This window comes from Bartonella sp. PS7NMGDW (genome assembly GCF_042193585.1).
GTDB classification, from domain to species: domain Bacteria; phylum Pseudomonadota; class Alphaproteobacteria; order Rhizobiales; family Rhizobiaceae; genus Bartonella; species Bartonella grahamii.
In genome coordinates, this window is the sequence record NZ_JBHILX010000009.1 from 1 (window position 1) to 14,247 (window position 14,247).

Consider the following 14,247-nt stretch of genomic DNA (forward strand, 5'->3'; position numbering starts at 1 on the left):
GTCACTATACGATCCAGTAGCATTACGTTTTTACGTTTGAGTATTTAGGAGCGGTAGACTCTGTACAGGCTATGCGTACAATATGTGAAGCACGCTTGCGGGAATCAGTGTGTCATTATTGTGTTGTGCACGCAACCCTCTAGCGAGTACTTCATTGGTAAGGCTGTTTTTTGAAGCTAGTTGTAATTATCTGTGTGTTTTTAAAGAGAACGTTAGCACCGATGTATCGCGTGCAGTACCATTTTCCTTTATAAAACTATTCTCATTTCTTTTGTTTCTTTAAGAAATCTGCACTTCTCAGCCTTTTTTGCATATGATCGATAACGTAGCTCAAGTTCCTTGAGACAGTGAATTTTTCTCTCTTTTTGCTAAAAATGCCCAAACCATCTTATTTAGTCGAGACTTAGTTTAAGAAGGGATCTTCTAAATTTATTATTTTTTTCAATAGGATATAAATTTCTCGTTTTGGGTGCGCGGTAGACTTATAGTAGTAACAAGCTTAGGCGTATAGTTAGCAGATACCGTCATTATTGAGGAGTTTATTTAAATTGTGTTTGATCGATTGAGGTATACAGAAAAACGTGATCAATAAGCTTAGGTTTATTGGTTCTAAGCGTGGAGGGGGGTGAGCTATCCAATGCAAAAGAATAAATTGTTTTTTTGCGCTGAGCGTTGGTTATTTTTCGACATAATTGCATTTTGGTCTAACTTTGTGAACACACACTATTTCTGACTAATCGAGGAAATAGAACATTCATGTGTTGAGAGGATTAGACAATGAGTTGTAAACAATTAGAGCAAGAAATAGCCACTGTAAAGTATACGTCAATGTAGGAGTCCAAAGCCTTATGACACACTTATTTCAGTGACGATTATTTAGGACAAACGCATCATGTGCTTGTGGTGCCAAAAGGCTATCAATATGAGGGAAAGATTTACAAAAGCTTGAAAGCTATTGCCAAGCATATTACCGACATCAATTGGAATGGCCATTTATTTTTTGTCCTTTTAAGGCGTGGATGAGAGGGTGACAGGGGACAAGAAAGGTGCTTAAACAAGCGATAAAACCAATACGCGGCGCTATATATAGACGTAAATTCACCGAAGAAGGCTTAGGAGTTTAACTCACTGGATGACAAAAAGAAGCAGGCGAAAGCTTTGTTAAAGCTTATTGTCATGAAGGTTGGCAATGAATACCAACGTTGTTGATAATGTAAAAATCATGCCGCAATATATTTAAGGAGTGAGTGCAAGAGATTAATACATTCCTATGGCAGATTGTAGAAGCATGGTTTGCGATCCTAATTATATGATTGGTAAGGCCAAATCATTCAGGGACAAAATGATAAGAGCTATATTTTATTATGAATCTGACGCACAGTATAAAACCTATAAAGGTAAAGCGTTTTATAGCATGGGGAAGATTTTCAACATGTTGTCGGACGTTTGAGGGTGTTTTTACCCTCCGTAAAAGGTATTTTAGCAAATCTTGCTTGCACGGACAAGGGAGAACTAGAAGTGGATGCCGACATAATCCCTTGAGAAATTGGTTTTTATTGCATCGAAATAAATGATGAAGAAATTTATGTTTTAGTTGACAGTGATAGTACTTGTATGTGCTTGACTAAGCCACATGTGACGCAATTTTAAAATTACCTATGGTGGCATGTCGTCAAATTGACGATACAGCTCTTCGATTTGTCAGAAATAGGACAAGGCTAAAAGATAGACATATTTTGGATGTGCTTGTGCCAATTGATAAGCTTACTGATAATGTTTGTAAGTGCCATAATAGCACACAAGAAAAAATATAAAATTGCTGCCTTTATTATGCCAAACAGTGCGCCAATTTAGAGCGCGAAATTATTGCTCTTGCAAAGTAAATTAAAGAAAAGCAAAATGATCAAAATGTGGTAATGCGAATTGATCTAGCTGACTTGCGTAAGTAAAAAGAAATAAAACAAGCACAAGAAACTTTAAAAAATAAAGAGAACAGCTTATACGACACTTTTCATGAAAGTAAATTTGCAGAGGATACAGAAATAAATAGGATAAAAGGAATTGCGACGTACAAAAGAAATATTCATAGACATATTTTATACTAAGCGTAACGGAGAAGCGCAAAGATGAGTATAATAGCAGGTGAAGATAAAATAGAGGGCATGAGTCAAAGTCCAGTTAATCCAGACATAGAAAAGTTAAAAGCAGCCTTTCCGCAATGTTTTGCTGAGGGAAAGCTCAATATAGATCAGCTTCTTAATCTATGCGGCGAATATATTGATAATGATTTTGAGAAGTTCAAATTTGAATGGAAGGGCAAAGGAGCAAGTTTAAAGCTTGCTCAAAAGCCTTCATTTGCGACATTGCGCCCGAAGCGCGAGGAGAGCGTAAACTTTGATAATACACATAATCTTTATATTAAGGGCGATAATCTTGAAGTGTTAAAACTTATCCAGCGGGCTTATTTTGGCCAAGTGAAGATGATCTATATAGACCCGCCCTATAATACGGGTAATGATTTTATCTATGGTGATGATTTTAAAGACCCATTGGCGCGATATAAGGAAGTGACGAGCCAAACGACAAAATCGAATCCTGAGACAATGGGGCGGTTTCACACTGCGTGGCTCAATATGATCTATCCGCGCTTGCGTTTGGCACAGACTTTATTGCGTGACGATGGGGTGATTTTTATCTCAATAGATGATCATGAAGTTCATAATTTGCGCAAAGTATGTGATGAAGTGTTTGGCGAAGAGAATTTTGTTGCGCAGCTGGTGTGGAGGAAACGCACTGGTGCTAATGATGCGCAAAACAATGTAAGTACAGACCATGATTACATTTTGTGTTATAGTCGCAGGCACACTGTTTTTAGTGGAGTACAAAAGAGTTTTGCAAATTATACCAACCCCGATAATGACCCGCGCGGGCCTTGGATGGCTGATAATTTGACATGCAATAAAACAGCATCAGAGCGGCCAAATCTTAATTACCCGATTACTGATCCACAAACGGGTGTAGTTTACCAGTGTAATCCCAATCGTGTATGGGCTTATGAAAAAGGACGAATGGCAAACATCATCAAAGAAGGCAAGGTGATCTTCCCAAAAAACGGACAAGGTACGCCTACTTATAAACGTCATCAAACAGAAGTTAAATCTCAAACTAAACCATTTAGTACAATGCTTGAAACAGATATGAATTTTATAGCGACCAAACAATTACGAGAACTTTTAGGCGGCCAATTTTTTGATCATCCCAAGGGTGTGAGTCTTATAAAGCAATTGATTGAACAGACGACCAGTGACAACGACATCATTCTCGATTTTTTCGCTGGCTCTAGTACAACAGCGCATGCAGTGATGGCTTTGAATGCCGAAGATGGTGGTAATCGCAAATTCATCATGGTGCAATTGCCTGAATTATGTGATGAAAAGAGCGAAGCCTATAAAGCTGGTTATAAAACTATCTGCGATATAGGTAGCGAACGTATTCGCCGCGCTGGTACACAAATCAAGCAAAAGCATGAAGCAGAACTCACAAGCGAGCAGCCTCTAGACACCGGATTTCGCGTTCTAGAGCTCGATAGTTCCAACTTTTCCATATGGGACGATAGCCCGATTGATCCGAATGCACTTGATGTTAAAGAAAAATTGCAAATGCGCTTGGATCATATTTTGCAGGGGGTGAATCCCGAGCGCTCTCATCAAGATATTATCTTCGAAATCATACTTAAATATGGTTGGCCACTGGATTTAAAAATTTATCCTTTACCAATCAATGGCAAAAAATTCTATTATATAGGCGAGAGCGAAGGCGATGTCTTGGTAATTATAGCTATAGACCCGCCCTTTGAACCCGAAGATGCGGAAGAGATGATAAAGTATTTGCCCGTAAAAATCGTAGCGCTTGATGCGGCCTTTAAAAGTGATGAGGCGCTTATTAATTGCGATTTTATCTTTAAAGACAATGAAGTAAGTTTTGATAAAATTTAAACTATAGAGAGACGATTGGGGCGGCGATATGAAACTTAAATTTAAACAACAAGAATTTCAAAATGATGCGGTTAAAAGCGTCATTGATTTATTTAAAGGCCAACCACGACGGAATTCTTCTATTTTCTTGCATTTAGAACAAGGACAATTAGCGTTAAATGAATTTGGTTGTGGTAATCAATTATTAATTAGTGATGAAAGCATATTAGCAAATCTACAAGAGGTGCAACAGAACAATAAACTCTTGGCGAGTGAGACGCTAGAGCAAAAGCAGTTTTCTATTGAGATGGAAACGGGAACAGGCAAAACTTATGTTTATAGCAAGACGATTTTTGAGTTAAATCAACGCTATGGCTTTACCAAATTTATTATTGTCGTACCAAGTGTTGCTATTCGCGAAGGGGTATATAAATCACTTCAGGTAACAAGAGAGCATTTTCAAGCAGAGTTTGATAATCTGCCCTATCGTTATTTTATTTATAATTCAAAAGATCTTTCGCAAATTCGTCAATTTGCAAGCTCTACCAATATTGAAATTATGATTATCAATATTGATGCATTTAAAAAAGCAGAAAATATTATCAACCTTCCGCAAGATAGATTGAATGGCGAAAGTGCTATGCGTTATATCCAAGATACAAAACCGATTGTGATCATAGATGAACCGCAATCGGTGGATAATACAGCAAAAGCGAAGGAGGCTATTGCGAGCCTTAACCCGCTTTGTGTTTTCCGCTATAGTGCCACGCATAAAGATGAGATTAATCTTTTATATCGTTTAACACCTGTTGATGCTTATCAAAAAGGACTGGTAAAGCAAATTTGTGTTTCTTCTAATCAGATAGAGCAAGATTTTAACCGTCCCTATATTGCCTTGAAATCCGTATCACACAAACATGGCTTTAAGGCGCGCTTAGAGTTGGATATTGCGGGAAAGAATGGCACTGTGAGCCGCAAAACAGTTACAGTGAGACAAGGCGATGATCTGTATCGCGTTACGGGCGGGCGTGAGCTTTATAGGGGGTATATTGTTTCGGGTATCAATTGCATGGCGGGGGATGAAGCCGTTGAGTTTTCTGATACTGAAATTGTCAAGTTTGGCCACGCGCTTGGTGATGTGAATATAGTAGAGCTTAAACGCGCGCAAATTTATCGCACTATAGAAACACATTTAGATAAAGAATTGCGGCTTGCGCCTTTAGGTATTAAAGTTTTATCACTTTTTTTTATTGATGAGGTGGCTAAATATCGTAGCAATGATGAAGAGCCAGCACTTTATGAGCGTATGTTTGAAGAATGTTATGAAGAGCTGTGGGCGAAAAAGAAATATGCCTCCTTGCGAACTAAGTTTGCGCAAAATGTTCGAAACGTACACGGCGGTTATTTCTCGCAAGACAAGAAAGGCGTGTATAAGGATACAAAGGGCGACAGCCAAGCTGATGATGACACTTATAACACGATTATGCGCGATAAGGAGTGGTTATTATCTTTTGCATGCCCCTTGCGTTTTATCTTTTCGCATTCGGCATTAAGAGAAGGCTGGGATAATCCGAATGTGTTTCAAGTGTGTATGTTGATTGAGCAAAAATCGAATTTTACCGCGCGGCAAAAGATTGGTCGCGGTTTGCGTTTGTGTGTAAACCAACAAGGTGAGCGGGTGGAAGATAAAGATATAAATGTGCTGCATGTCATGGTGAATGAAAGCTTTGCTGAGTTTGTGAGTACATTGCAAAAAGAATTAGAGGCGGATATTGGTTATAAATTTGGTACATTGCAGATGGAGGAGTTGGTTGGCTGTGTTTATGAAGATGTAAAATATATAGCCGCTAAAGTGGAAGTGTCACAAGCACAAAAAATTATTAAAACGCTTGTTGCAAAAGATTTGATTGACGAGGCGGGTATGGTTAAAGCAAATCAAGATTTGGTAGCGAATGAATTTGAAGTTATAGGGGCGGAGGAAATGCCACGCGAATTGCGTCAAGAAATTGTGAAAAAAATTGATGCGGGCGCACTTATTAATGTTGAGACGCTGCAAGATCTGACGTATGTGACAGCTGTGACGGAAACAAAGTTTATGTCTTCGCAAGAGGCTGCTGATGTATTGGCTGAGTTGCGTGAAAAAGCCTTGCTTACATCAGAAGGAAAAATTACAGATACATTAAAAGCGCAATGGGCAGCGGGGACATTGGATTTAAGTGAACGTTTTAGTAAAGGGCAAAAGCGGGCTGTGATGCAGGCGCTAGAGGCGATCCAAGCCATGCCGATTATTCGTAATGCTACGCGCGAGGTGCGGGTTAAGCTTAAAAAGCAAACAGTGGCTTCGCCCGAGTTTTTGTCTTTGTGGGAGAAGATCAATAAAAAGACCACTTATCGTGCAAAGCTTGATCGCACAGAGTTTATTGCCAAAGCAGTGGATGCAGTGGAAAAAATGGCGCCAGTTGCGCCCGCGCATTTGGTTTATCAGACAGCAGAAATAGAACTGGATAGTGCTGGTGTGACCTATGAAGAGAAGTTATTAAAGCAGAGTGCGCTTAATTATATCTCGTGTGCACTGCCGGATATTGTACATTATTTGACCTTAAAGCTGAAATTAACCGCAAAGACAATTATTGGTATTTTGACAAAGAGTGGGCGTGAGCATGAGTTTGTGAAAAATCCGCAAGCTTTTTTAGAGCGCATAGAAGAGATACTCAATAAAACCCACGTTAATCTTACAATTGATGGCATTAAATATTTAAAGCTGGTCGGGCAAGAATATAGTGTGCAAGAGCTTTTTACCAGCGAAGAGCTTGTGGCGAATTTAGAGCGTACAGCTGTTGTGAGTGAGAAGAGTGTGTATGATCATGTGGTTTATGAAAGCAGTGTGGAGAAAGAGTTTGCACAAAGTCTTGAAAATGATCCTGAAGTCAGATTGTTTTTTAAACTACCAAGAAGTTTTAAAATAGCCACTCCCATTGGTTCTTATACGCCTGATTGGGCGGTCTTTTTAGAGCGGGATGGCGAACAAAAGCTTTACTTTGTGCTGGAGACAAAAGGGGCAAACAGCGAGTTTGATTTGCGTCTTAAAGAAATGCTGAAAATTAAATGCGGCAAAGCGCATTTTGCTGCACTGCAAACGAGCGTTGCATTTAACGACCAGCCGGTGACAAATTGGCGTGAATATAAGCGTGGGGTGTCGGCGACGGACGGGGGTGGCAGGGGCGCCAAAAGTACTGAACTCGTTGCCGCGGAATGAAGTGGGGAGAATAAGTGGCCTGTGGCTAATGCGTTATATTTTTTTGAAATAAATTTTACGAATTTAAAAGTGTGAAGGTCTTGATAGGATCTATTTTTAAAGCAACAATAAGATAGATTAATATTCGTGGAGAGTGTTTATGGAAGTTGCAATTACCTAAGCTTTGTTGTTTGACGCGTCGGAAATCAGCCCTCTTCTGGTTGAGACTTGGCATGATATTTATGATGCTGTGCTTGGGGGCATAATGTTGTACAAAACATGCATGGCATGAAGTCCAAAAAACGAACAAAGGTGCATTGGCTTCTCCTTTAAGAACTGGGCATCTCCTCTTAGCTTAATGAGTTCTCATTATGCATCCTTTACACAAGGTTTGCGGTGGAAAGACTTGACGGAAAAAATCAATCAGTTTTGTTTAAAAGATCTAGGCTTAATACCCCCTTCAATATGGAAGGGTATTTCACAATGTTTGTTGTGATGAAGCAATTGCTCTCTCTTGGCATGCCACTGGCTGTTGGGTTTATCTCTCAAATGATGATTTCCTTCACAGATGCAGCGCTTGTAGCACATTTAGGCGTTCAAGCCTTAAGTGGTACAATGTTGGCTCTGAGTATGTTTAGTTTTGTTATGTTGTTGGGACTAGGGATTATTACTGCGGTTACACCAAAACTTGCGGAAAGTTTTCGCAAACAAGATAAATATGCATTGAAGGCATGGTTTGATCAAGGAATATGGCTTTCCCTTTTGATTGGAATGGTGAGTGCTATTATTTTACTCAATACGAGGAATATTTTGTGTCTTCTTGGTCAAGATGAGGCAATTGCTCATATAGCGCAGGAATATAACATGGGCGCTGCGATAGGAGTGGTGTTTTTTTATCTTTATGTGAATAGCCGCGGATTACTGTCCGCAATTGGTAATCCCAAGCCCTTAACTTGGATTATGCTTACCGCTATCCTCGTGAATTTTCTTATCTCTTGGCTGCTTATTTTTGGTATAGGTCCTGCAAGCGGCTTCGGTGTCTTTGGTGCTGGAATTGCGAGTAGTTTGATCCGTATTTTGATTGTTATTGCAGTGGCAATAATTCTATCTCGCAATTCTACTTTTCATTCCTTCCACTTTAATTATTTGAGACCAAAGTTAGAGATTTCACGAATAATACAATTGCTGCGCGTAGGGCTCCCCATTGGTGTACGTATTTTTATTGCGGAAGGCTTTCCTTCGGTCATTGCCTTCATGATTACGGCTTATGGGGTTCAAGCTTTGGCTGCTCATACGATAGGAATGCGTCTCGATATGCTTATTTCTGTGGTAGCTTTGGGAATTTCCAGCGCAGCCGCAACAATAGCAGCGTGGTATAGAGCAGATGGGAATCATATGGCTCTAAAACAGTTGCGTATGAGTGTTACAGTTTTTGCTGTCGCTTATGTTTTGTTTTTATCAGGGGTTGTTTATTTCTCTTATGAATTTATTCTTACAACCATCTTTGATATTTCTTCAGTCCGCGTTATTGTTTTTTCTTGGGAGTTGCTTCCGTTTGTTTTATTGTCTTTTGCTTTTGGCACTTTAGGAGCTATGCTCAATGGCATACTTGTGGGCTTGCTTGATACGTTTTGGTCAACCATTGTTGTAACAATAAGTTATTGGGGGATAGGCTTATTTGGGGGCGCGCTCATGGCACATTTTTTAAAATATGGCTTTATTGGCTATTGGTTTGGCATGATTAGTGCCAGCTTAATTGTTTCTATCTTTAATTATATGCGTGTGGGTTATTTAATAAAACGCAACCCTATGTTTGAGGCGGAGTGAGTGTTATAAAAGCACCGCAATGTCAAGTTGCTTCGGCTAAAGATGATTTTGAGGATGAAGTCCATACATGGAGACTTAACAGCAAAGATGTACAGGCTCGTTGTTAATGTCTTGCTGATGGAATGTATAGATTTTTAAATAATAAGGGTGTAGAATATGATCAAAGATGATAGGAAATACCGTTTCGTGTAGGTTGAGTGAGCGGCTGGATTTATTACCGAAACTGCCGCGTATTGTTCGTGTTTTTGACTCTAATGCAGAGGATAAAATAATCGCTGAATGTGCGCATCGTAATAAGATTGATCCCACATCTGTAAAATTAGGTCGTAAAAGGCAATCAATGGCTGGCGGTGGTCAACGAGAAAAATGTTTATGATCATGTGATGTGTGAGAGCCGTATTGAGAAAGAGTTTGCGCAAAATCTCGATAATGATCCTGATGTAAGATTATTTTTTAATTGCCAAGAAGTTTTAAAATTGCAACGCTAATTGGCTCCTATACACCAGATTGGTCGGTATTAGAGCATGAGGGCGCACAAAAGCTTTATTTTGCGCATTTTGCAGCGCTTGAGATGGGTTTCAAGTGTGGTGCACAGCCGGTGATAAATTGGCGTGAATATAAGCGTACTTTGCCCGAAGGGGCGCATGAGTTTCCAAGTGCTGCGGTGGTTGTTACAGAATGATTGGAGTATGAAATACTTAACCTTGGCGCGGGGAGGAGAGCAAAGCTTTTTATATCAAAATAATAAATTGACAAAAGCTAGCTAAAAAGTAGCTATAATGTGTACTTCATGTGAAATTTAATTGTTTTCATTTAATACAGGAGGTAAAATTATGAAAACTAAAGATGTGTATAAACCACTGAAAAAAATTCAAATTAAGCGGGTTGATGTTACTTCGCTTAAAGCACAAACAAGTGAGCAGAAAATGACTGCTCGACGCTCCCTTCTGAATTGAGGTTTAAAATATATAAAGCTGGCAGCAAAAAAAGCTGCCAGCTTTATAGCTTTTGGATATATTAATGACGATAGATTATGAAGTTAAAAAGTTGCTCTATGGCTGTGCGGCAATGAGTGGGGTTCGGCTGATTACAGGTTCGTTCCATGCTTTTTTTTTCTTGTCTATGGGCGTTAGTATAACACAGTTAGCTTTATTGCAAATTGTATTTAGCGTCGCTATTTGTATTTTTGAAGTGCCTTGTGGGATTTTAGGAGATAAAATCGGCGTTAAACAAAATGTTATCCTATCATGTTTCTTTTTTTCGCTCTTTTTCTTTTTATGTATCTACGCACCTAATCTTTCTGTCTTAATTCCGGCAGAAATTATTTATGCTTTAGGCTTTGCTTTATGTTCTGGCGCTGATAGCACATGGATTAAAGGCTTAATCGATAGCGGTGGTTACAAAGGTAGTTTGGTCTACCACCAAGTAAACGCCTATAAGCGGGAACTAACGGCATTCATGAATACGGTTGCTGGTGCGCTAGGTGTTCTTATTGTTTTGTGTATGGATAATTATCAGTCAGCATATTATTTTTGTTCTTTCGGGTTTCTCGTACTTGTATTCTTGTTTAGTCGGGTGACGGGGATAGCTATTGCATCCGTTTCGAGTAGTCAGTCAATAGACTCAGGTTCTTTGTTGCATGCAACAGAAGCTTTTGCTTATTTAGTTACCTCAAAAATCGGGTTATATTATATATTGATATGTGGTTTTATTGTTGCTGCATTGCAGCCAATATTTCATTTTTGGCAACCTTTTATTTTGGGACAAACAGGAGTATTAGACAATGCAACAGGAAAGACTAAAATTCTTATTCTTGGCCTGTGCTTTGTGTCTTATACTCTCGTAAAATACTTATTTAATCGCTTTGTAATTAAATATCTTATGCAAAAATATGCTCCTATGGCGATAACTTTGTGCTCACTCGCCCTGAGTGCTGTTGTGATGCTTGCTCTGCTTCTCATTGCAAACAGCTGGGCCCCCATTATTTTATTCACCATATTTCACAGTTTTTTTTCTGTCCCCGTAACGCAGTTTGAAGCAGAATTTTTTAAACATATTCAACAAAAGAATGCAAATACGGTTTTATCCATTGTTAGTTTTCTTGCACGTATTTTTGGTATTTTAGCGCTTGTGCTGATTGGTTGGTTGGCAAACAATGTTTGTATAGAAGCAGCTTTTTGTTTCACCTTGCTTTGTATATGTTTAATTATTCCGCTTAATTTGGCCTGGCTTTATACTGATAAAAAGTTAATAAAAGACGAGGAGGTTTGAAAGTGAAAATACAGTTGAATAGGGACTTGCCTATGACTTACATAAAGACACAAGAAAAAATAGTGTGTGGGTCATCTTATATGGATTGAGTTGAAATTAATAGCTGTCCATCGTTTTTAGTAGAGATGCTTATGATATTGATGTTTTGCTAAATAGTAGGCGCGTATTAGATTTTGCAAAAAAAACGCAAGCTTTTTTAGAGTGCGCGGAGGAAATCCTCGATAAAGCGTATGTCAATCTTACTATTGCTGGTATTAAATATTTAAAACTAGCTGGCCAAGACTATAGTGTGCAAGAATGTTTTGCAAGTAGCTAAATTTCGGCGAATTTAGAGCGTACAGTTCTGGTGAGTGAGAAGAGTGTATATGATCATGTGGTTTATAAGAGTAATATTGAGAAAGAATTTGCGCAAAATTAATGATAATGCCTCCGAAATAAAATTATTTTTTAAATTGCCAAGGAGCTTTAAAATCGTGGTGCTCATAGGCTCTTACACGCCGGATTTTTGGGTGTTTTAGAGTGAGATGGCGTGCAAAAGCTTTATTTTGTACTGGAATCAAAAGGAACGAATAGCGAGTTTGATTTGCGCCTTAAAGAAATGCTGAAGATTAAATGCGGCAAGGCGCATTTTACCGCCCTTGAGACTGGTGTGGTGTTTAACGAGGCACCGGTGATGAGTTGGCGCGATTCTAAGCGGGGGATGGTGGTAGAGAGAGTGGGGGGGCTGTGGTAGGAATGGGCGGCACGAATGACGCTGTCTTTAGTTGCGTACCGCCAAGCTAATTTTGTGCTTTGCGAAATTCACCAAGGCTTTTGGACGTACCGCGTTTACCGCGTAATAAAATCTTATGAATATCATGCAGAAGGCACGCAGAAATGGGTGATTGCGTGTCTAGCTTCCCAATGCCGTAATTAAGTACAGCCACATAATGAGATAGCTCTTCAATATCATCAGTCGCACTGATACTTTTTCTTTATTTTCAAACAATAATAGGCCAGATGGTAACGGTTATGTCCTTTCTATTTGAGAAAAGAGTAGCACCGCTTGCGTATATGCACGAGTAAAAGTCAATCAACATTGGTCTGAGGGAAAAACCGCCAATTATTTCTAATACACCTAAGGATTTCATAGCTTGCTCTAACGGTTTATATAAAGTCGCCCTTTTAAAAGGTGGATTGGGTGGAAAATTTATTGGGATATAGGCTTTATGAATCTCTCGAACTAAGCTTTCTACTATGCAGATCCTAAGGCGTGATTGCATATATGGTCGCATCTGTTGCTGCGTTGTGTAGGCAGAGATTCTAAATTAGGAAAAGAGGGCTGCTCTTTTAATTCCAAAGGAAGAATACGGCGCGTAAGTGCAGCAAAATGTATTTTGAGGAGCAGTAAAGGGGTGAGGCATTTGATATTCAGCGGGTGACGGATTAACTGGAGTATAAGTGGGCATTGCTAGGGCGGAGTTTTTAGTTAAGAATTGCGCTCCGTACGCTATAAGCTCTCTACATCCTTCATATAGGCGTTGAGATCATCGCCCAATGCAACGTAAAGGGGCTATTTTGCCTTTAACGCTTGTTTGGCTGCTTCCATTAGTGTCGCTGGCTCTATCAGCCATTACGGTTATAATTTCCTCGTCCAAAGAACAGGTCAATCGATTGCGTAATAGGGTATGTGTGCCTTTTTTGACCGTGTCTTTTTTAAAAGGCAGCTGTTACCTCGTGGCAGGGTTGGGTGTGTCTATATGATCAGCCTGCCAAAGAAATGGAAGCGTTATCGCGATAGCCACCAATAGTAGTCCAGCGATAAAGGCGGCAGCAAACTGCAATGATATAAAAGAACCAAGGACGCCGACCAAAAAGCTTCCGACCGGCATTCCAGCATAGCCGATCACCCGAAAAGCAGAATTAGCTCGCCCGAGAAGTTGCTTTGGTGTGAGGCGCTGCCTGAAGGCGGTAACACCAATAAACCATAAGCTTGCTCCAACGCCAGCGATAAAGGTGACGCCCCATACGACGACAGCACTTTTTGAAAAGGCTGGAACCAGCAGCAAGATAACCGTTCCTAACCCGTCAGTGAGAACAGCTAGGCGCACCGGTGCATAGCGTATATGTGGTGCAAATAGGGCACCTGCCATTGTACCAAGCGCGTAGGCTGCAAACATCACGCCATATTGGCTGCTATGTAGACCCAGATACCGACCGTCGGTAACGAAGAAGATGAACGAGGTTAGGAATGCTCCAAATACCACCGATAGAAAGAATGTGAGTAATGTAAGGGAGGTAAGATGCCGATTTGAAAAAATGAAACGAAAGCCGGCAATGATATAACGAAAAGTGATGTTTTCTTTATCAGGTGTTGGCGATGTCGGAACAGCACGGCGAGCAGTAAAAATCAATGTGATAAAAAGCACGATTAACAGGCCAAGAAATAGCAGTGTGCTATGCGCTAAAATGCTGCTTGTTATAACAGGGGCAAGAAAATAGGAGACCCCGAAATCTAAAAACAAGACAATTGAGTAGAAGGTCATCAATCGCTCTCCCTCCATGATAAGTGGTGGAATCGTCATTATATAAGCTTCGGCAGAAACGACGATGAATCCAGCAATGGTTGCATAGAAGAAAATTTGTTCGGCTGGAGCAATCTGTATCATGAGCAGTACGAACAGTACAATATGCAGTAGCATGAAGATGAAGAGAGCCGAGGTGGCAAGTTTTATTTTGTCGCAGTGATCAAGTAAAGCGCCTGCAAGGATGCCGAAAATTGGCCACGCTAATGAGAAGAGACCTTGCGCCCAACTTACTCCGACTACGCCATATCCAGATTGTCTTGCTAATAGCGGGATGGCAGTACGCAAAGCACCGCTGAGTAAGGCGAGCAGACTAACAGTTAGGCAAAAATAGCGTATGTTCTTATTGGCAAAAAGCGTGAACATTCTTTTCTCC

The 14,247-nt window shown here is 39.9% G+C and carries 10 protein-coding genes and 2 pseudogenes; 10 read left to right on the forward strand and 2 right to left on the reverse strand.

The genetic code is table 11. The annotated features are described in order from the left end of the window. Positions 1-879: 879 nt before the first annotated feature. The 10 genes and pseudogenes from ACFIKJ_RS06165 to ACFIKJ_RS06210 all read left to right on the forward strand — a co-directional run. Positions 880-1,023, forward strand: a pseudogene (locus tag ACFIKJ_RS06165) (DUF2924 domain-containing protein); the annotation flags it as partial. Positions 1,024-2,126: 1,103 nt separating this feature from the next. Next, positions 2,127-3,995, forward strand: a complete 1,869-nt coding sequence (locus tag ACFIKJ_RS06170) for a site-specific DNA-methyltransferase (RefSeq protein ID WP_375670352.1) — start codon at positions 2,127-2,129, stop codon at positions 3,993-3,995. 28 nt (positions 3,996-4,023) lie between these two features. Next, positions 4,024-7,230 carry a DEAD/DEAH box helicase family protein gene (locus ACFIKJ_RS06175; RefSeq protein ID WP_375653184.1) on the forward strand — a complete coding sequence of 1,069 codons (3,207 nt, stop codon included), beginning with the start codon at positions 4,024-4,026 and terminating at the stop codon, positions 7,228-7,230. 462 nt (positions 7,231-7,692) lie between these two features. Further along, positions 7,693-9,036 carry an MATE family efflux transporter gene (locus ACFIKJ_RS06180; protein ID WP_375670353.1) on the forward strand — a complete coding sequence of 448 codons (1,344 nt, stop codon included), beginning with the start codon at positions 7,693-7,695 and terminating at the stop codon, positions 9,034-9,036. A 166-nt stretch (positions 9,037-9,202) separates the two neighbouring features. Beyond that, positions 9,203-9,412 (forward strand): hypothetical protein, encoded by a 210-nt coding sequence (locus ACFIKJ_RS06185; protein ID WP_375648487.1) that lies wholly within the window; start codon positions 9,203-9,205, stop codon positions 9,410-9,412. Between the two features lie 7 nt (positions 9,413-9,419). Then, positions 9,420-9,718, forward strand: a pseudogene (locus ACFIKJ_RS06190) (hypothetical protein). A gap of 151 nt (positions 9,719-9,869) precedes the next feature. Then, positions 9,870-9,992, forward strand: coding sequence for a hypothetical protein (locus tag ACFIKJ_RS06195; RefSeq protein WP_330168748.1), 123 nt, complete (start codon positions 9,870-9,872; stop codon positions 9,990-9,992). 64 nt (positions 9,993-10,056) lie between these two features. Then, positions 10,057-11,307 carry an MFS transporter gene (locus ACFIKJ_RS06200; protein WP_375625172.1) on the forward strand — a complete coding sequence of 417 codons (1,251 nt, stop codon included), beginning with the start codon at positions 10,057-10,059 and terminating at the stop codon, positions 11,305-11,307. 371 nt (positions 11,308-11,678) lie between these two features. Beyond that, complete coding sequence (locus ACFIKJ_RS06205) at positions 11,679-11,825, forward strand: hypothetical protein (RefSeq protein WP_375625967.1); 147 nt, start codon at positions 11,679-11,681, stop codon at positions 11,823-11,825. An 11-nt stretch (positions 11,826-11,836) separates the two neighbouring features. Beyond that, positions 11,837-12,040, forward strand: coding sequence for a hypothetical protein (locus tag ACFIKJ_RS06210; RefSeq protein ID WP_375625170.1), 204 nt, complete (start codon positions 11,837-11,839; stop codon positions 12,038-12,040). A 46-nt stretch (positions 12,041-12,086) separates the two neighbouring features. On the opposite strand, the gene ACFIKJ_RS06215 is transcribed toward ACFIKJ_RS06210, so the two are convergent. After that, entirely contained in the window at positions 12,087-12,233 is a 147-nt protein-coding gene (locus ACFIKJ_RS06215) for a hypothetical protein (RefSeq protein ID WP_375625169.1), read from the reverse strand. A 783-nt stretch (positions 12,234-13,016) separates the two neighbouring features. Further along, a complete protein-coding gene (locus tag ACFIKJ_RS06220; RefSeq protein ID WP_375625642.1) occupies positions 13,017-14,237 on the reverse strand; it encodes an MFS transporter in 1,221 nt (406 codons plus the stop codon). Between the last annotated feature and the right edge of the window lie 10 nt (positions 14,238-14,247).